The sequence below is a fragment of the Thaumasiovibrio subtropicus genome, assembly GCF_019703835.1.
GTDB classification, from domain to species: Bacteria; Pseudomonadota; Gammaproteobacteria; order Enterobacterales; family Vibrionaceae; genus Thaumasiovibrio; species Thaumasiovibrio subtropicus.
This window is the reverse complement of the sequence record NZ_AP023055.1, coordinates 1,525,468-1,543,379: the sequence shown is the minus strand read 5'-3', so window position 1 is coordinate 1,543,379 and position 17,912 is coordinate 1,525,468. Positions and strand designations below refer to the sequence as shown.

Genomic DNA, 17,912 nt, shown 5'->3' with positions numbered 1-17,912 from the left:
TAACAACCTAACGCGCTCTGCGGTGACAACAATGACGTCGCAGAGCGATAGCTTACTTTCCTTTCGATTCCCGCTTCGAGATTTGGCTATGCCACAACAACATTCGACTGTTAAGGGGACTAAACGCCCCAATATTATCTACATCATGTCTGATGATCACGCCGTGCGTGCCGTCAGTGCTTATCAAAGCGATATTGCCCATTTAGCCCCCACACCCAACATTGACCGTATTGCAAAAAATGGGGCGCGCTTTGATCAATCTTTTGTCACTAATTCATTGTGCGGCCCTTCGCGCGCGGCGATGTTGACTGGCAAGTTTGGCCACAAGAATGGCTTCAATCACAATGGTCAGTTGTTTAACGGACATCAAACCACTTGGCCGCGCCTGTTAAAGCAGCATGGTTATGCGACGGCTTGTATCGGTAAATGGCACATCAATTTGACCCCAGATGGAATTGACTTTGACCATTGGGAAATTCTCAACGACCAAGGTGAGTACTACAATCCTGATTTCATTACCGCCGACGGTGTAAAGCGTGAGCACGGCTACACCACAGAGTTGATCACCGAAAAGTCATTGCGTTGGCTCGACACATGCAAAGAGCGCGACCAGCCGTTTGCGTTGTTGCTACACCATAAAGCCCCGCATCGAAATTGGATGCCAGCTCCACAGCACACCCGCAAGTTTGAAGACGTCACCTTCCCCGTGCCGGACAATTATTTCGATACTTATGAAGGGCGTGCGGCGGCCGCGATGCAGACCATGAACATCTATCGTGATGCGCAAGAAGGCCATGACCTGAAAATGACAACCGGGGTGGGCGAACAGACTTGGCGTGAGGATATCTGGCCATTTTTGCTAGCCCGACTGACGCCTGAACAGCGCAAGGCGTGGGATCTCGCTTACCAAGAGCGGAATGATTGGTTTAATGCCCATGAGGCCTCGATGAGCGATGAAGAGATCGCCATCTGGAAATATCAACGCTACGTGCAAGATTACTTGGCGACCATCATTTCCGTTGATGAAAGTGTCGGGGCGGTGCTGGACTATTTGGAAGCCAATGGCTTAGCCGAAGATACCATCGTGGTGTACACCTCAGACCAAGGCTTTTACATGGGCGAGCATGGTTGGTTTGATAAGCGGTTTATGTATGAAGAGTCTTTCCGTGCTCCGCTTCTCATGCAGTATCCCGCGCAGATCAAGCCGGGTACTGTCATCGAACACCTAGTGCAGAACATCGATTACGCGCCGACCTTCCTTGAGTTCGCGGGCATTGAGGTGCCTGACGAGATGCAAGGAGAATCCATGGTGCCGTTACTGCGTGGTAAATCTCTGGCTCAGTGGCGACAGTCGCTTTACTACCATTTCTACGAATATCCGGCGATGCATGATGTCACCCGCCATTATGGTACCCGCGATCGTCGCTATAAGTTGATGCACTTCTACTACGACATGGATGAGTGGGAGTTCTACGACATCGACGAAGATCCGACAGAAATGTATAACGCGATCAACGATCCGCGTTATCAAGCCGAAATCGCTCGATTAAAGCAAGAGATCACGCGATTAGAGCACAAGTACGATGTGCCACCCCGTGAAGAGTGGGTGAGCTTACCTCTGGAATATACGCCCGCTCCGACACTTGCTGAGCTGTTTCCAGAGAGTTTCAAAGTGGCAGAACAATAACGCTATATCCTCAAGCCTCGACGCGTTCGAGGCTTTTTATTTGCTGCTCTTCTCAACCATTTACTCTGGCGACTCCAAATGGGGTTTCGCGAGAGTAATACCCTATTCACAAGGAAACCTATGAAACGATCGATGATATTTTCACTCAGTGTCTGTTTCGCGACTCTGTGTCATGCGGGCCACAATGACGACTACATCGCTTTTTTTGACCATACTTTGCCGATTGAAGCGCGCCTCGATGACATCAGCGAGCGACTGACTGATGAAGAAAAAGGCCACATGATCTCTTTTTGGAACAAAGGGGTTCCACGCTATGGATTAACGTCATTCATGCCAGGCGAAGCGCTGCATGGCTTATCCTCACCGCGCAAAAATCCGTCGACCGTGTTCCCACAATCGATTGGACTCGCCGCAATGTGGGATCCCGACGCGATGAAGCGTATGGGTGACGCAGTGTCAGATGAAGCCCGTGCACAGTATCATCATGGGCCAGTGATTCGAGATGGCAAGCGAGGTCCCTTGATGTTTTGGTCTCCGGTGATCAACATCGCCAGAGATCCTCGTTGGGGGCGCACCCAAGAAGCTTACGGTGAAGATCCGCTCATCAATGGCAGCATGGTTTCAGCTTATGTCTCGGGTTTACAAGGCGATCACCCTACCTATTTAAAAACCGCAGCAGGTGCAAAGCATTTTGTGGCCAACAACGAAGAGCACAATCGCTTTCACGCCAATGCGGATATCTCTGAAAAGCAACTTCGCGAATACTACTTTCCCGCTTATAAACAAGTGGTTGAAGAAGCCAATGCGCAAGTCGTGATGACCGCTTACAACGCATTAAATGGCGAGCCAGCCGTGACCAATACGTGGTTGATACGTGATGTGTTACGGGGCGAGTGGGGCTTCGATGGTTTAGTGTTGGGGGATTACGGCTCAATTTTGATGACCACCAAAGGTTGGTCTGGGCGCGGTTTCCACGGACATGAAATCTATGAAAGCTATGTTGATGCGGCCGCGGCAGTACTGAATGCCGAAACCTTAGACATGGATAACACACGGATCTTTCGCCAAGAGGCAATCGAAGCGATTAGAACCAGAAAAACGACCTCAGCGCAGCTCGATCGTGCGTTTCGAAATACGATGCGCGTCGGTTTACGCTTAGGCATGTTTGACCCAGAAGCGTTATCGCCGTGGAAAGATCTGCCGTTTGAGATTATGACAACGTTTAAACCACTCGCACTTGAGCTGGCAGAAAAGAGCATGGTGCTGCTTCAGAATGCGCCAGTGGAAGGTGTGCCATTGCTGCCGCTGGATAAAGATCGCATTGATTCCGTCGCTGTCATTGGGCCTAACGCCAACGTGCTCAATCTAGGCACGTACTCGGGAGCACCGCGCGACCCAGTTAATCCGCTGCAAGGTATTCGAGACTATGTTGGTGACGATGTCGAGGTGTTGTATGTCCCATGGCAACACAATGCTGGTGAACTCTCAGCGATCGCCATGGATAACATCACCCTGCTTGATGACCAAGGCATGGGCGTCTGGGAAGCGCGTTACTTTGACAATCGCGCAGCAGCAGGGGAGGCGATTGCCACAGATCAGGTCGCAGAGGTCCGTTTTGATTGGACGGAGGTGCGCCCTCATGAGGCCATCAGTCATGACAATTATGCGGTGAGCTACCGTACAACTCTTGTTCCACCACAATCCGGCCTTTATACCTTAGGCTTTGATACCTTGGGGGCAAACGCGACCTTGAATATCAATGGGTCGACGATGTTGCGCAATCATGGAAACAGCCGAGAAGTCGAACAAGCCCGTATCGAGATGGAACTGGATGGTGAGCAAACCTACGAGTTTGAACTGATTACGATGCGAAAGCCGAATCATCAAGCCCATTCGCTTTCATTCGGCTGGCAGTTACCCAATGCAGATAATGCATTTGAAGGTAAAGAAGTGGATGTGGCGGCGCAAGCCGATGTGGTGATTGCCGTGATGGGATTGTCGGTTGAGTATGAGCGAGAATCGATCGACCGTACGGCGGAAGGATTACCGACGGAGCAAACCCGCATGCTTGAACAAGTTTTGGCAGTCAATCCCAACACCGTGGTGGTGTTGCAATCAGGCTCTTCGATTGAAAGTCCTTGGCTTAAAGAGAATGTCCCCGCGATTTTACAATCTTGGTATCCCGGAGAGCAGGGCGGCGTCGCCATCGCTAACACACTTTTTGGCGACAATAACCCCGGCGGTAAGTTACCACTCACTTTTGTACAAAGCTGGGATGATCTGCCGCCATTCGGGGATTACGATATCACCAAAGGTCGCACTTACTGGTATGCAGACAAAACCCCGTTGTGGGCCTTTGGTCATGGTTTAAGCTATACCCAATTTGCGATGACGGAGATGTCCCTTGCTGCCTCAACAGTGAAACCTACCGATGAGATTTCGGTATCGGTCACACTGAAAAATGAGGGCGATGTAGACGGCGATGAAGTCATTCAGCTTTATGTAGCCGATCTCTTCGATCGCACAGACAAACCACATCAACGATTGAAGGCGTTTGAGCGTGTCCAATTAGCGAAAGGTGAATCGAAGCGCGTCACCTTGTCATTCCCGGTGAAAGACTTGGCGTATTGGGATGAAGAAAGCCGGGATTGGGCCTTGGGGGATCGCTATCAAATTCGTGTTGGCAATGCGTCAGATAGCATTCATCTCACCGACACCCTGAGAGTCGCGGCGGAATAGGTCGTCTTCAGAACGAAGTAAAAGGTGAAATTGAGAGGAGAGCGTCGGCTCTCCTTTCTTTTGAGTGAAGTCGGCTGACGATAGGGTCGGATCGTTGTCGGCAATGTCAGAGGATAGGGGGGAAGGTAAAGTGTTTATGGCCCCTAATGCTATAGTTCTCGTGATCATTAGTAAGTCAGTGCTTTCCCTTTGGCTTACTTACCCTAACCTTAGTTCGATTAAGGGTACGAGCATGGCACTACTCAGTTTCAAGTGCTGTTATTCGTTTTTTTGAGTACTTGACTAATTTCGAATATTTCGAATAATTGAGTATAAATAGCAGTAAGAGAGATACCACTATGATCACCACAACGTTGCCTAGTGCAGAAGAAATGGCTTTGGCAAGACTCAGCAGCCAAGAACTGTCTGCGGTTATTGAGAGTAGCGGCGCCGCTCAACAGATCAGCGTCGTTGATAAATCGGGGAAAATTCACGAGGTTACTTTGCCTGCCAGTGCATTGAAGATGATGCTGGAAGTGTTAACGCAATTGGGAAACGGTAATTCGGTTAATATTACCCCCATCCATGCAGAGCTGACGACTCAGGAAGGCGCAGACTTGCTGAACATGTCTCGTCCAACGTTCATCAAGTTGCTTGACACTGGAACGATCCCTTACAGCCGGATTGGCAATCGGCGTAAAGTTCAGTTTGCTGCCGTCATGGCTTACAAGCAGCAACTAGAAGTCCAACGACTTAAAACGTTGGATGAGCTGTCTGCATTAGATCAAGAGCTGGATATGGGATACTAAGCGTGGCGTATACTGTAATACTGGATGCATGCGTTATGTATCCGGCACCTCTTCGCAGTTACCTGATGTACCTTGCCAATACTGGTTTGTTCAAAGCTCGCTGGACTGACCGAATCCACGATGAATGGATGCGTAACCTTGTTGCCAACAACCCAAGCATCGATCCACAAAAACTTGAGCGGACTCGACAGCTAATGAATGCAAACGTACCATACTGCTTGGTTGAAGGATATGAACCATTGATTGAAGGCTTAACGCTGCCTGATCAAGACGATAGACATGTTGTAGCGGCAGCTCTCAAAGGGCAAGCAGAGGCTATTATTACGTTCAATCTAAAGGATTTTCCTACGACTCAGCTTGATGCGCTTGGTCTATCTGCTATTCATCCTGATGAATTTTTGAGTGATATGTTTGAACTCAAACCAAGTGCTTGTATTACGGCGGCGCACCAACAGCGACAAGGACTTAAACGCCCACCATTGTCTGCCGCTGAGTTTTTAGAATGTCTGCAAAAACAACGCCTGCCCAGTTTTGTCTCGCGGTTAAAGCAGTTTGAGATGATGCTTTGATAACTTCACTCATCCCACTATAAAAGCTAACGACGGAAACTATTGTTCAGCTCAGAATAGCCCCCACCTTGCTTGGTATTCCCCAAACTTAGCCTCGTCACTTACTCATTGAGAAGGCGGTCTGCGATTCACTACGAGTCAGGGGGAGCGACGTTGCAAGCGGTGACATTGCCTAGATAGGATACCGTCAAGGTAAACTTTGCCCCAAAGTAAGTTACTCGATTTAACCCCTCATTTTGCAAAATAGCTATTTGACTTGCATTTCCTCATGTGAATATGGTTGTCGGAGCCGCAGCAAATGGAGTCATCGACGATGGCAAGAGCTAAAACAAAGGAAGAGCTTATCTCGCAAGCCAGTGAAGGCTTCTCAAAACTGTTTCTATATATCGAGGCAATGTCTGAAATTGAGCTGAAGACCGAATTTGATTTCTCGGGTGAGGTTAGCAAAAAGGAAGCTCATTGGAGTCGTGACCGAAACTTGAGAGATGTTCTAGTGCATTTATATGAGTGGCATCAATTGTTACTGAATTGGGTCAATTCTAATATGGAAGGCCAAAAGAGCAGTTTTCTACCAGAGCCATATAACTGGAAAACCTATGGCCAAATGAACATCGAGTTCTTCGAAAAACATCAAGGAACGGAACTTTTTATGGCAAAAGAGTTGGTTAGAGAAAGCCATGAAGCAGCCCTTAAGTTGACCCAAAAGTTTACCAATGAAGAGCTTTTCACTAAGAAGTATTTTGACTGGACTGGGACGACGACCCTAGGCAGCTATTGCATCTCGGCCATGCCAAGTCACTATGATTGGGCACTTAAAAAGCTCAAAGCGCATGCGAAAAGGTTGTCAAAATAACTACTTAATAGAGGCATTTGGCGCAGGGAGAATTGTTCCCAATTACAAGTTATATTGTGCTAGCGCAAAAGTGACCCTTTGTGAGTCAGCTCGGTACTGAACCTGATTTCAATCCTCGGAGTTTGACTTACTTTTCGTCATGCTTAGAGATTCTAATCTACGTGGTCAAATTTGCTAATCCACTACATACTCAAAATTATATTTTTATAAACTACATTGGATCGCTTGATCAAAAATATCTTTGAGTCCTTTGACATCGCCATTAAAACCTTTAATGTTTGCTACTATCCAATCTTCTTTGGAGATGGAAGGCCAAACTATTTCATAGCCTGCAACGAATAGTAACTCTTCAAAAAAGAATCGCGTTGAGCGGCCATTACCTTCGCGGAAAGGGTGAATTGCATTTATCTCGCAGAAAACATCCGCACTCAATGTAACAACAGCATCCCTATCCATACAGTCACGCAGTGCAGGGAGTCGCTTTAACTGCCTAGTCAACTCGGTTGAGATAAATTGACAAGAACAAAATCTAGTGCCACCTTTCGAAATGTCAACGTCACGCGGTTGACCAGCCCAAGGGTATACATCTTGAAAAAGTACCTGATGCAAGAACAAAAAGTGCGCCATAGTGAAGTCTTCCAGGGCATTTACTTCACTAACATAATCCATGTATCTTAGGCGTACAAACTCTACCTCGGCCTCTGCAAGCAAATCGGCATCTCGGATATTGAGGTGGTTTATAAGTACATCGGAATCAGGGTAGCAATGTGGGTCTTGGTTGACGCCGTACTTATCGCGCATACTGGCGTCTTAAAACTTCCAACGTTTTACCTTGCTTTGCCTTCAAGCTAAGCCCTTCATAAGACATGCTGACCTGTAAATTTTTCAATTGTGGTGAGAACTTACGGGAAGCTAGTTGTGTTTGGTTTTCGGCTTCAGATTTTTTCATGTTGACCAGCCTATTAATTTAACTCCTATTATTTTACCGCATTTCTGAGCTCAGAGCCAAGCCAGTGACACTTAAGCTGACATAGTGTGTTGGTGAATCTATCATGCTCAATAGAGGCAAGTCCCGTTATTTAGGGTAGAAAAACTAATCCTAAAGAATCTGTACTTAACACGGAGCTGTCCAAAACTACGTTAGAAACTACCCAAACGACCAAGCAAACCGCCAAAATCGATCACGCTTCACTTTCCTCAGACCGCTGCTTTGCTATCACTGTCAAGTTTGCGAGCGAGATCATCGCTTGGGCTGTTAAGTTTCGTGGTGGCCGTTATGATGGCTCTACCTCGGCAATGAATCGTTGCTTGGGGGGATTGAGTATCGTTGTATTTAATAGAAAGGAAGTCCATGCGTCATTCATTGAGAGAAAAAATCATCACGGTGTGTAATAAGAAGATTGCCCAAAAAGGCGAGGGCGTTGGTGTCTCTTTTTACGCCTTTTTCGCCAACAAGAATGACGATCCTCAACTGCTGATGGAAGCGGCGACTTGGTGGATTCAAACACATGAGCTCGATCATTTTGAAAAAGCGCAGAAGATCATTGCAATGGTTGAATCAGAGGGAAATAGCTAGGCGATGATGAGCCGACGCGAATACACCTTGCTTTTAGGGCTTTGTCTCGGCCTTCCTGTCGTTCTGATCTGGTGGCTATTCGCGAGATCATCGTCGTTGGTTAACGAATCATTGGAGCTGGTGGCATTACTGAGTAATGTGGCGACGACGGGGTGGCTTTGTGGGTTTGCGTGTCGGCAACAAAAGTCTGTCGTGTTGAGCCGGGTGTTTGCCGTCGTGCTCGCGAGCTGTGCCATCCTTACGGTTCAGTTCTTGGTAGTGAAAAGCGGTTTGGCAAGTGAAACGATCGCAAAGGCGCTGTTGTACTTATCTCACCTTAGCGCTGCGCTGATTGTCATCAGTCTATTTGTTGCGTTGGGTGCAGGGCTAGCCCCTGTGCTGCGCCGTCATGGGTGGATAGCGGTGATCAGTGCAGGCGTCATGATAGCCACAGGGTACGTCATTAGTGTTGATCGCGTTTGGCACGTGTTTTACCAAGCTTTATTCACCTTTTACCTCCCTCCTGATAATTGGTATGAACCTTATGCAGTGTTGATGCTGCTTGCCATGATGCTGGCAGGGTTTTTGTTTGTGCTTTGGTCAGGCTTAAGACTCGTGGGCGAGTCACGTCGATGGCCATTTGTCATACCGTTAGCCTTAGCCATCAATGGTGGCTTTGGGTGGGTTTCTTTATTCGCACTCTATTTTCGTTAGGGTGCCGTGCTGCTGTTAATGTCCTGTTACGTCTTTGATGGCAAACGTTGCGCCTTGGTCATTCATCACAAAAATCATACTAATTCATAATTTCGGCTCATTCTTTTGTTGCGTAAAATCAGACTCAGGTATATGCTTACACCCAAGTCATATAATCATACAATATTGCATTTAGGAGTTCGTTATGACAAAACCAGTTATTGGTTTCATCGGTCTTGGTCTTATGGGTGGCAACATGGTTGAGAACCTACAAAACCGTGGCTACGAAGTTAACGTAATGGATCTCAACAAAGATGCAGTTGCGGCAGTACTTGCACGCGGCAATGCATCTGAAGCAGCTACTGGTAAAGAACTAGCTGAAAAAAGTGACATCGTTATGCTTTGTCTAACAACGTCTGAAGTTGTTGAAAAAGTAGTATACGGCGACACCGGCATTCTAGCGGGCATGTCTGAAGGCAAGACGCTAATCGACTTCGGTACTTCTATCCCAGCTTCAACTAAGAAAATTGGCGCTGACCTTGCTGCTATCGGCGCAGGCATGATCGACGCACCACTAGGTCGTACTCCAGCTCACGCGAAAGATGGTCTTCTAAACATCATGGCGGCAGGCGACATCGACACGTTCAACAAAGTGAAGCCAGTGCTAGATGAGCAAGGCGAAAACGTTTTCCACCTAGGTGCACTAGGTTCAGGTCACGTGACTAAGCTTGTTAACAACTTCATGGGTATGACCACCGTTGCGACTATGTCTCAAGCTTTTGCGGTTGCTAAGCTTGCTGGCGTTGATGGTCAACAGCTATTTGACATCATGTCTGCTGGTCCTTCTAACTCACCATTCATGCAGTTCTGTAAGTTCTACGCAGTAGACGGTGAAGAAAAACTCGGCTTCTCTGTTGCTAACGCAAACAAAGACCTTGGTTACTTCCTAGCACTTTGTGAAGAGTTAGGTACAGAGTCACTGATCGCACAAGGTACTTCTACTAGCCTACAAGCGGCAGTGGATGCTGGCCTAGGTCAGAACGACGTGCCAGTTATCTTTGATTACTTCACTGGTCTTAAGAAGTAAGTCATATAACGCACTAGCGTATTGCTAGCCAGTTTAAACCCCGCGAGAGTGCATTGCTCTCGCGGGGTTTTTTCGTTTTGTGATTAGGGGTTCTAGTAGGTAATGGAACTAGCATGACGGGTATATACTCATATATGGTCTTCCCTCTATTGGCAAGATACCAATGTCGATAAAAGGGACAGGTTGCTTTCATATATCCGGCCTATGCGTGAAGCTCGTGTGGCTTCTGGCCTTGATGACACTTCGCGCATATAGCCCTTATCAAATTAACGGTTTTGGTAAACCTTTGAGTATATCAGGGTCCCTATATGCTGGTCTTACCTGTTTTTCATCTAAACTGCTATCTACGCAATATCTGGTGTGTGACGCTTTAGTTAAATCTTTCTGTTAAACCGCCGCTGGCGCTTTATAGCTTTCTCCTCGACAGATAATGACCCACGCGATACGGATTATCTTATTCGCCAGCGCCACCACAGCCTTGTTAAAACCTCGCCTTTCAACCAGCCGCAATATCCATTGACTAAGCCTGTCTGTTTTGCCATCGGCTCGACTCACAACCGCTCTTGCACCATGAACCACGAATGACCTTAACTGCTGATTCCCTCGCTTTGTAATGCCAAGCAATACCTCTCGACCTCCCGTGCTAAATTGCTTGGGCACTAAACCTAAGGCTGCTGACGCATCACGCCCTCGTTTAAATTGCTCACCACTTCCCATCCAGGCTCTTAAGGAAAAACTCACCACGGGACCAATACCTGGCACTTTTATCAAACGCTGACAAACGTCTTTTTGCTTCACTTTTTCGGCCAACCTTTCGTCGTACCACTGTAGCTCTTCGTCAAGCCTTTCGAGTTGTGTGTATTGCCTGAATAAAAGCGCTCGAAATTCGTCGGTTAAGCCGTTCTCAACATCTTCTAGAATAAAAGGCAGCGATTTACGCAATACCTGACTTCCTCTCGCCAGCACTACCCCATACTCCGCCAGCAACCCTCTCACATGATTGATTAAGCGCTTTCTGTCACTACTCACGTGTTGACGCATGAGCAAAAAAGTTTGGTCGTCTTGCTGCGCTAGGGATTTGACCGCAACGGGGCGAATCGCACCGTGCTGACACGCTTCTGCGATGGCCTTTGCATCGTTATAGTCATTCTTTTGGCCTCGTAAATAGCCTTTCACATGCTGAGCGGGAAGTAATACAACAGAGTGCCCTAGCTGGCCTATTTTTCGTCCCCAGTAATGCGCTGTACCGCATGCTTCCATCGCAATGACACAAGTCTCTAGCTTCGAGAGATAGCCAATGAGCTGTTGTCGATTTAATTTCTTTCTCTCAACTTGCTTACCCTGTTTGTCCAACATGATGAAGTAAAAAGTATTCTTTGCTAAATCGATACCAATGGTTTTACACTTATTCATGGTCTTCCCTCGTTTTTAGATAGGCGATTTATCAACGCTATCTTGGCACATTGCGATGCCGATTAGTGCGAGGGAAGACCATTACATCAAACCACCTCAAGATGCTTGTTCAGCGAGAGTTTCTAGGCTTGTCAACAAGACACTGTTTTGAAGATCTAGTGGACTAAATCAAAAAACAGTAACGACGGTGGCGAGCCTAGAAAACTCGCCCTTCGGGAAGCGACTAGCGCCCCGATTTCTGCGTTAAAGGTGTTTGAAAAGGGGAAGCCATTCCCTCACACCTTTGCCTTGGTATCTTTACCTTGACTTCGACGCGCTAGGCCGCTTCTGAATCCTGCATCTTGAGGTGGTTTGAGTATATAAAGCAGATTTCCAACTTCGACTGGCCAAATTGAAATGGAATGTCACCTTTCAATATCAATGCTGAGCACTAACCGGGTATAATGTGTGATGTTATAACAATGCGCATGTTGATGAGACTGTGCGGTTTCAGTTTACGTAGGTGTTAGAGGTATACGTTGTCGTGTTGGCATTGATGAATGAATACAGTTGGTTATGGCCGGCTGTGCTGTGTGGGTTGATCGCTTTGGTGGGGAATGTCGTGCTTGGTCATCAAGTACTGAAGCGACAGGTAATTTTTATCGATCTGGCGGTGGCTCAGGTCGCGGCGCTTGGGGCGGCGGTGAGTCAATACTGGTTTATCAATGTGCCTTGGCTACACGAAAGTGTGTTCGGAGAAATGCTTGGTCCGTGGATCTTGTCCTTGGGCTTTTGTGGTGTCATCGCGTTGCTAGAAGACAAGATTCGCCACTTACTTGAGCCGCTGATTGGCTGCTTGTTTGCGGTGTCTGCTTCATTGGCGGTCATCGTTGTCAGTAAAGATCCCCATGGTGCCGAGTTCATTCAGCGCATTCTCAACGGTCAATTGCTGTGGGCGACGTGGGACGATGTTGCCTTGATTGGTGGGGTCACTGTGGTGATGCTGACATTAATCGCCATGAAGCCGCAACTGATGTCTGGGCGAGCGTTTTATGCGGTGTTTGCGATTTTAATGCCCGTTACGGTCAAGTTGACTGGGGTCTATCTTGAATTTGCGCTGCTTGTCGTACCGACTTTGTTTACCGTGATGTTAGCACCTAAAACCGCGCTGATCGCCAGTTTAGTCATTGGTGTCGTAGGTATCTTGTCCGGCATTGTGGTCTCAACCTTGTGGGATTTACCGAGTGGGGCAGCGATGGTGATTACATTGTTCATCAGTGGGCTGGTGTTTTTTCCTTTTTTACAGTTTTTCTTCCGTCCTCAATATCGGCAAACGTCCGAAGCCTAACGCCTCCTCAAAACTGCGTATAGACACTCTACATAGGCACTAATCATAGAGTGTCTATGCGCAATGCACCTCAAAAAATGTCTCCAGCAAGAATATCTCGGCCTGTTGGTTGAACGGTAGAGATGGCCTATTCAATCTTGCTAAGTTTCAGTAACTTGACACTTATCTCGATGATAAAACGATTAATAACGCTATACTAATCCTGTTAATTATTCTTATTGGGAATGTTGTGGTGTTTAAAAATTCCTTCATGTCGTTGGCGTTATTGCCAATGTCACTGCTGTCGAGTAGCGCCTTGGCGGCGACGACGCTTTACATCAATGCTGATATTTACAGTCATGCCGATGCGCAAGCGATCGTTATTGAAGAGGGCAAATTTAAAGCCTTCGTTTCAAACGCGGATGCCCTGACTTATAAAACGGAAAACAGTGAAGTGATCGATTTAGGCGGGGCTTTCGTGTTGCCCGGGTTCATCGATAATCACAATCATGTTTTTGAGGCGCGCGGAGACATTGGAAGCGAATGCATCTTAAATCCCGGCGGCACATTAAAAGACCATGTTGATGAGCTGGTAGCGTGCCGTGATGAGGTGTCTGATCATGAATGGGTGATTGGTTATGGGTTCTCCATTAATGCCTTGTTAGACGCGATGGGGCGAGTTTCGCCGCTAGAGGTGTTGGACAAAGTGTTTCCTCATCAACCTGCGGTGATCATGGAGGAGACTTCCCATTCCGTCTGGGCCAACTCGTTGGCGCTGCGTGCAGGTGGTGTAACCTCTGATATGCCAGTGCCTGTTGGTGGTCGTTTGCTCTATATGGACAATGGCGAGTTCAGCGGTATTTTGCTCGACAATGCTGGCGATGAGTTGCTTGAACTGGCGTGGAATAGCAGTAGTGACAAGTTTAACCGCAGCTACAACGGTTTGATGATGGGGCTGGAAGACGTTGCCGCAAACGGGATTACGACGATAGGTGATGGCCGCATGTACTGGCGGCGTGGTTGGTTTGATGTCTGGCAAGCGGCGGAAAAAAATGGCGATCTCACCGCGCGTGTTGCTTTGCGACCGTGGATCTACCCAGATCTGCCAATGAACGAGCAGCTTCGGTTTCTCACCACCGCTTACTCTGCGGATCCTGATCGCCTGCTGCGTGTTGATCAAGTGAAGATGTACAGTGATGGCATTATTATCAACAGTACTGCCAAGCTGTTAGCGCCTTATATGGAGACGTATCTAGAGGATGACCTCTATGGGATTAACTATATTAGCCAGGCAGCGATGGAGACGTGGTTAAAAGCACTCATGCCGTTGGGTTATGGCGCGCATATTCACGCGATTGGCGATGGCGCGGTACGCGAATCATTGACGGCGATCTCAGCGGCTCGCCGCGCGGGGTCTGAATTGGATTACACCTTGACTCATGTCGAGTTGGTTAACAAGCTCGATGTCCCTCGGTTTGCGCAGCTTGGTGTCAGTGCTGATTTCCAAGTTAGCCCTCACTATGTCACCGACCGTAACCACGAATGGGCGGAGTTGTTAATAGGTGCTCGACGCGCGCGCACCATGGTGAACTTGCATGAGATGTTTAAGGTAGGCACAAATGTCACCTTGAGCAGTGATTGGAATGTGTTGGAGCTTAATCCGTTACTCGGCATTGCCGCGAGTGTGGAGCTGAAAACGAAAGGCTTACCCAACATTGATGAAGCGATTAAGGCGTACACTATCAATGCGGCCAAAAGCTTAGGGATCGACGAGATCACAGGTTCGTTAACCGTAGGGAAGTTTGCCGACATGGTGGTGTTGAGTGATGACATCACCAAGCTTCCCCTCAAGCAAGTGCCTGAAACAGAAGTATTAATGACAGTATTGGCAGGCGAGATCGTTTTTGATGCGCAATAGCGGATAAGATTGTAAGTCACTTTACTCCAACAATGCCGACGCAATGTCGGCATTGACATGCCGGGGCGCTTACTTAAGTGAGCCTCAATGAACCCTATCTTCGAGATTTAAACCAAAGACGCGTAACCGCTTTTTCAATGCCGCAATGGGATGCGCCTTTCTAATGAATGCGCAGAGTAAGTCACTGTAAGGGCTTGCTATTTTCATCATCTGGAGCTGCTTCACAAATAGCAGAAGTCGGAATGAATAAAATAGCCTCAAAAATGATATGGAAAAGCCTAATGAGTGTCGATAGAGCAACAATTGAAACTTTTTTGTCGCGTGCAGAGCTGACAAAGTACAACGTGACGTTACTACCCAAACTGAGTCGTTTTTTTAGTGAAAACATTCAGCAACGGCATGTCTTAGTCAAAGGAGCCATTGTCTACTTCTTTGAGAATAATGCTGTGAAAGAAACCATCCCTTGCTTAAATGCTGAAAATCATCAAGTCATGTTTACTTTTGACGGTGAAAAAATAAGCCGTATTGAACCAGAATATTACATCGGTGAAGCCGCGAGTAATGGTGTCGCTGGAATAGCCGCTGCCGGTGTAACGCTAGCAGGGTTAGAGTTAATGACGAACAACAATAATAACAATAACAACAATAATAATAACAACAACAATAATAATGGCTAAGGAAGGGTAGCAGATCGTGTCTATAGAATTTGTTCCGGGAATTATCGTGTTTATCATCATGCTATGTATGATCTTTAGCAGCATGAATACCTTATCAGAAAGGCGAAAAACCCTATCGGTGCTCGAAGAGGCTGAGCCTTTGTCTGAAGAGGCGCAAGAAGGTGACTACGTGCGTTTTGAGGGTGTGCCTTCCGGTAAGGTCTCGACCTCACCTTATGGTCAAGTAGACTCCCTGTATTGGCGAATGCATGTGAAAGCGCTGTTTAGGTCTAAGCGCCCGGCCCCGCAAAAAGGCTATATGGATCATGCACCAGTGATCATAAAAGAAGAGTCAGAACCGACCCCCGTTTTGCTTTCAGACGATCAGCAAACCGTTTTTATCGCCTCACCGAAGGCTTCATGTGGTGTGGTGGATCTCTTGACCGAGACCTTTACCAGCAAACGGTTTCCGTTAAAAGAGCAAACACACTTGGCACAGTCTAAATATACGAGCTACGAGGTTGTGGAGTACTACCTGACCCCGGATATGCCCGTGTCTGTGTGGGGACACGTTGTCGCTAAAAACAGCAACTGCATTACGATTGGCTATAAGGCGAATGATCCCGGTCTATATTTTGCGTCGCTTAGCGGGCTTTCCAAGGTCACTGATGGCATTGCCGCGGCTAAAAATAGCTTACAGACGAGAATGATCTTGATTCTTCCTGTCACACTGATTGTTCAGGTACTTGTTTCCGGTTTCTTTAGGTAATTGTGCGCAATGAATAGTCATGATTCGAAATTCATTCACTTGCTTTATGCGCCAACAAACTATTGCAACATGGGGTGTCAGTACTGTTATTTGGGGGACGGAACAAATGGCACGCCGCAAACGAAAGATTTGAGTGAAACGCTGCGTTATACGGTAGGGAAACTGCTAGAAGCCGATATTGTTCCGTTTAACATCTCATTGCATGGTGGTGAGCCAACTGCGATCCCGAAGCCGCAACTAGAAGCGCTCTTTAGGTATTGCTCTCATTACTATGCTGTGCATCGCGAACGTATTCATCAAGCCGGGTTCGCGGTTAATCCTCTTCATATTAAAACGAACCTTTATAACTTTGATCGGATTCAAGATATTTGCGAAGCGTATAAAGTATCGATCAGTGGCAGTGTTGATTTGCCATTGTCACTGCATGCGCAATATCGGACAGACAAAAAGGGCCGTTCGACGTTAGACAAAACGTTAGCCAATCTCAAGCTGCTCGCTAAGTATCCACATAATAGAAAGATATCTTGCGTCGTGACTAAAGCACATATGGCGCATATTGATCAGTTTATTGACGATATCTGGTTTATTCATCGTGATATCGGATTAGATATGACGAAGTTTAATGTGATGTTTTCGTTTGATAGTGTGAAGAATCAAGAAAAGTTTCCTATCGACGTACCTGAAATGCTAACGCAGCAAGAGCAGGTGCGATTTTATCATCGAATAAAAGAAGCGTTTGTGGGCACAGAGTTAGAAGCTGGCTTAAACACCCATTGGTTTAAAGAGTTTACGCCAGAATACTGTTGTAGTGCAGTAAACTGCGGCGACAAGTTTTTCATGCTGCAAGAAAATGGGGATGTTTATGCTTGCCCTCGGGGGCAATCATCGCGCGATTTTTTCTATGGCAATGTCTTTGAGTCCCCGGTAAAAGACATTATCGCAAACGGCTCTCTCGTCATTGAAGCGAACGAAAACCAGCTGGTTGCCGATACGGCGTGTTTTGAATGTGAATATTTGCCTTATTGCAACCAAGGGTGCGTATTTGTTCGTCATCAAACCTTGTTGACTAAAAGTTATACCTGTTTGCTGCAAAAAACACTCTATCGAGATAACCCTGAGCGCTATCCCCCTTATGATGCCGACTACATTAGTCAGTATGCGACGGCCTATAAATTTCGAAACAATATTCAGAGTTTTTCGGAAAACCAGGTGCGGCCAACACGTCAGCAGGTCATTACGCCGGAACTGTATCAAGCGGAGAACCACTTAGCGGCGATAATCGCCGAAGATAAAATGCTGCAAAATGTCTATCACGATCAGCTTTTTTATCTGTCGGTTGATGGGATGCGATATGCGTTAGTGAGTCCGGTACTCAATACGGTTAACGACCTAGCGAACTTGAATATCAGTAAGAAAGTTTGTCTACACGTGCGCAAAGATGCACTGGCTTTGAATAGTAAAGATCCGGTTAACAATGCCGTCTACTTGATGTTGCTCAGAAATACCATGGTCTCTTATGGTGATGAAGGACGCACCAAACAAGAGCATCTGACTGACTACACGATTTACGATCGTAGCTTGCAAGCAATGTCAGAAGAGGGTGGGGAGTATTGGGTCTTTGACCTTACTGCCTTTTTCCAGTCTCATGCCGCTCTGTTTCTCAAAGATGTACGTAACAACTTGTTTGTGACTACCAAAGCACTGCGTGAATATCATTACAGCAAGCAAAAGAACAATGCTTTCTATCATATACAAGCGATTAATTTGCCTTTTCCTTTTATCGAGTTCTATTGGGATGAAAAGGTTACCCCAATGCAAGATCAGAATAGTGAAAGTAATCAGCTCGATGTTGAGGTGGTTTTTGACTAAGGTTCAGGCT

Annotated in this window: 17 protein-coding genes; 13 read left to right on the top strand and 4 right to left on the bottom strand. The window is 46.9% G+C overall.

Annotation, left to right across the window (positions count from 1 at the left end; translation table 11 throughout):
* Window positions 1-31: 31 nt before the first annotated feature.
* The 5 genes from TSUB_RS23215 to TSUB_RS23195 all read left to right on the top strand — a co-directional run bounded on the left by TSUB_RS23215 (window position 32) and on the right by TSUB_RS23195 (window position 6,636).
* Window positions 32-1,687: a sulfatase family protein gene (locus TSUB_RS23215; RefSeq protein WP_087019629.1), complete on the top strand. Its 1,656-nt coding sequence runs from the start codon at window positions 32-34 to the stop codon at window positions 1,685-1,687.
* A gap of 120 nt (window positions 1,688-1,807) precedes the next feature.
* Window positions 1,808-4,426, top strand: coding sequence for a glycoside hydrolase family 3 C-terminal domain-containing protein (locus TSUB_RS23210; protein ID WP_159064881.1), 2,619 nt, complete (start codon window positions 1,808-1,810; stop codon window positions 4,424-4,426).
* Between the two features lie 338 nt (window positions 4,427-4,764).
* A complete protein-coding gene (locus tag TSUB_RS23205; RefSeq protein ID WP_087019634.1) occupies window positions 4,765-5,214 on the top strand; it encodes an excisionase family DNA-binding protein in 450 nt (149 codons plus the stop codon).
* Window positions 5,215-5,216: 2 nt separating this feature from the next.
* The gene (locus tag TSUB_RS23200; protein WP_246616486.1) at window positions 5,217-5,783 is read left to right on the top strand and encodes a PIN domain-containing protein; all 567 of its coding nucleotides are present in this window, start codon (window positions 5,217-5,219) and stop codon (window positions 5,781-5,783) included.
* Between the two features lie 313 nt (window positions 5,784-6,096).
* Window positions 6,097-6,636, top strand: a complete 540-nt coding sequence (locus TSUB_RS23195; protein WP_087019640.1) for a ClbS/DfsB family four-helix bundle protein — start codon at window positions 6,097-6,099, stop codon at window positions 6,634-6,636.
* A gap of 204 nt (window positions 6,637-6,840) precedes the next feature.
* Here TSUB_RS23195 and TSUB_RS23190 read toward each other — a convergent pair whose 3' ends face one another.
* Window positions 6,841-7,437 carry a Fic/DOC family protein gene (locus TSUB_RS23190; protein WP_087019643.1) on the bottom strand — a complete coding sequence of 199 codons (597 nt, stop codon included), beginning with the start codon at window positions 7,435-7,437 and terminating at the stop codon, window positions 6,841-6,843.
* Window positions 7,427-7,585: a hypothetical protein gene (locus TSUB_RS23185; RefSeq protein WP_192867837.1), complete on the bottom strand. Its 159-nt coding sequence runs from the start codon at window positions 7,583-7,585 to the stop codon at window positions 7,427-7,429. The genes TSUB_RS23190 and TSUB_RS23185 overlap by 11 nt, the downstream gene beginning before the upstream one ends.
* 402 nt (window positions 7,586-7,987) lie before the next feature.
* On the opposite strand from TSUB_RS23185, the gene TSUB_RS23180 reads away from it, so the two are divergent.
* The 3 genes from TSUB_RS23180 to TSUB_RS23170 all read left to right on the top strand — a co-directional run bounded on the left by TSUB_RS23180 (window position 7,988) and on the right by TSUB_RS23170 (window position 9,971).
* Window positions 7,988-8,212 carry a DUF6500 family protein gene (locus TSUB_RS23180; protein WP_087019646.1) on the top strand — a complete coding sequence of 75 codons (225 nt, stop codon included), beginning with the start codon at window positions 7,988-7,990 and terminating at the stop codon, window positions 8,210-8,212.
* A gap of 3 nt (window positions 8,213-8,215) precedes the next feature.
* Entirely contained in the window at window positions 8,216-8,905 is a 690-nt protein-coding gene (locus tag TSUB_RS23175) for a hypothetical protein (RefSeq protein WP_087019648.1), read from the top strand.
* Between the two features lie 184 nt (window positions 8,906-9,089).
* Window positions 9,090-9,971 carry an NAD(P)-dependent oxidoreductase gene (locus TSUB_RS23170; protein ID WP_087019651.1) on the top strand — a complete coding sequence of 294 codons (882 nt, stop codon included), beginning with the start codon at window positions 9,090-9,092 and terminating at the stop codon, window positions 9,969-9,971.
* Between the two features lie 387 nt (window positions 9,972-10,358).
* Here the strand turns inward: TSUB_RS23170 and TSUB_RS23165 are convergent, their stop codons facing one another.
* Window positions 10,359-11,384, bottom strand: coding sequence for an IS110 family RNA-guided transposase (locus TSUB_RS23165; protein WP_221274520.1), 1,026 nt, complete (start codon window positions 11,382-11,384; stop codon window positions 10,359-10,361).
* A 535-nt stretch (window positions 11,385-11,919) separates the two neighbouring features.
* Here TSUB_RS23165 and TSUB_RS23160 point away from each other — a divergent pair.
* Window positions 11,920-12,711, top strand: coding sequence for a metal ABC transporter permease (locus TSUB_RS23160; RefSeq protein ID WP_087018330.1), 792 nt, complete (start codon window positions 11,920-11,922; stop codon window positions 12,709-12,711).
* Window positions 12,712-12,961: 250 nt separating this feature from the next.
* Complete coding sequence (locus TSUB_RS23155) at window positions 12,962-14,608, top strand: amidohydrolase (RefSeq protein WP_087018328.1); 1,647 nt, start codon at window positions 12,962-12,964, stop codon at window positions 14,606-14,608.
* Window positions 14,609-14,692: 84 nt separating this feature from the next.
* Here the strand turns inward: TSUB_RS23155 and TSUB_RS25225 are convergent, their stop codons facing one another.
* Window positions 14,693-14,818: a hypothetical protein gene (locus tag TSUB_RS25225; protein WP_281422938.1), complete on the bottom strand. Its 126-nt coding sequence runs from the start codon at window positions 14,816-14,818 to the stop codon at window positions 14,693-14,695.
* Between the two features lie 32 nt (window positions 14,819-14,850).
* Here TSUB_RS25225 and TSUB_RS23150 point away from each other — a divergent pair, with 32 nt between their 5' ends.
* The 3 genes from TSUB_RS23150 to TSUB_RS23140 are packed head-to-tail and all read left to right on the top strand — an operon-like array spanning window position 14,851 to window position 17,902.
* Window positions 14,851-15,285 carry a hypothetical protein gene (locus tag TSUB_RS23150; protein ID WP_159064839.1) on the top strand — a complete coding sequence of 145 codons (435 nt, stop codon included), beginning with the start codon at window positions 14,851-14,853 and terminating at the stop codon, window positions 15,283-15,285.
* A gap of 16 nt (window positions 15,286-15,301) precedes the next feature.
* Window positions 15,302-16,033 (top strand): hypothetical protein, encoded by a 732-nt coding sequence (locus TSUB_RS23145; RefSeq protein WP_087018324.1) that lies wholly within the window; start codon window positions 15,302-15,304, stop codon window positions 16,031-16,033.
* 9 nt (window positions 16,034-16,042) lie between these two features.
* The gene (locus TSUB_RS23140; RefSeq protein WP_087018322.1) at window positions 16,043-17,902 is read left to right on the top strand and encodes a radical SAM/SPASM domain-containing protein; all 1,860 of its coding nucleotides are present in this window, start codon (window positions 16,043-16,045) and stop codon (window positions 17,900-17,902) included.
* Window positions 17,903-17,912: the final 10 nt, after the last annotated feature.

Bases quoted from the DNA above. Each gene is read 5' to 3' on its own strand.
- TSUB_RS23160 (WP_087018330.1), top strand. From the start codon at position 11,920: ATGAATGAATACAGTTGGTTATGGCCGGCTGTGCTGTGTGGGTTGATC.
- TSUB_RS25225 (WP_281422938.1), bottom strand. From the start codon at position 14,818: ATGATGAAAATAGCAAGCCCTTACAGTGACTTACTCTGCGCATTCATT.
- TSUB_RS23210 (WP_159064881.1), top strand. From the start codon at position 1,808: ATGAAACGATCGATGATATTTTCACTCAGTGTCTGTTTCGCGACTCTG.
- TSUB_RS23185 (WP_192867837.1), bottom strand. From the start codon at position 7,585: ATGAAAAAATCTGAAGCCGAAAACCAAACACAACTAGCTTCCCGTAAG.
- TSUB_RS23215 (WP_087019629.1), top strand. From the start codon at position 32: ATGACGTCGCAGAGCGATAGCTTACTTTCCTTTCGATTCCCGCTTCGA.
- TSUB_RS23195 (WP_087019640.1), top strand. From the start codon at position 6,097: ATGGCAAGAGCTAAAACAAAGGAAGAGCTTATCTCGCAAGCCAGTGAA.
- TSUB_RS23170 (WP_087019651.1), top strand. From the start codon at position 9,090: ATGACAAAACCAGTTATTGGTTTCATCGGTCTTGGTCTTATGGGTGGC.
- TSUB_RS23155 (WP_087018328.1), top strand. From the start codon at position 12,962: ATGTCGTTGGCGTTATTGCCAATGTCACTGCTGTCGAGTAGCGCCTTG.
- TSUB_RS23175 (WP_087019648.1), top strand. From the start codon at position 8,216: ATGATGAGCCGACGCGAATACACCTTGCTTTTAGGGCTTTGTCTCGGC.
- TSUB_RS23190 (WP_087019643.1), bottom strand. From the start codon at position 7,437: ATGCGCGATAAGTACGGCGTCAACCAAGACCCACATTGCTACCCTGAT.
- TSUB_RS23205 (WP_087019634.1), top strand. From the start codon at position 4,765: ATGATCACCACAACGTTGCCTAGTGCAGAAGAAATGGCTTTGGCAAGA.
- TSUB_RS23165 (WP_221274520.1), bottom strand. From the start codon at position 11,384: ATGAATAAGTGTAAAACCATTGGTATCGATTTAGCAAAGAATACTTTT.
- TSUB_RS23180 (WP_087019646.1), top strand. From the start codon at position 7,988: ATGCGTCATTCATTGAGAGAAAAAATCATCACGGTGTGTAATAAGAAG.
- TSUB_RS23150 (WP_159064839.1), top strand. From the start codon at position 14,851: ATGAATAAAATAGCCTCAAAAATGATATGGAAAAGCCTAATGAGTGTC.
- TSUB_RS23140 (WP_087018322.1), top strand. From the start codon at position 16,043: ATGAATAGTCATGATTCGAAATTCATTCACTTGCTTTATGCGCCAACA.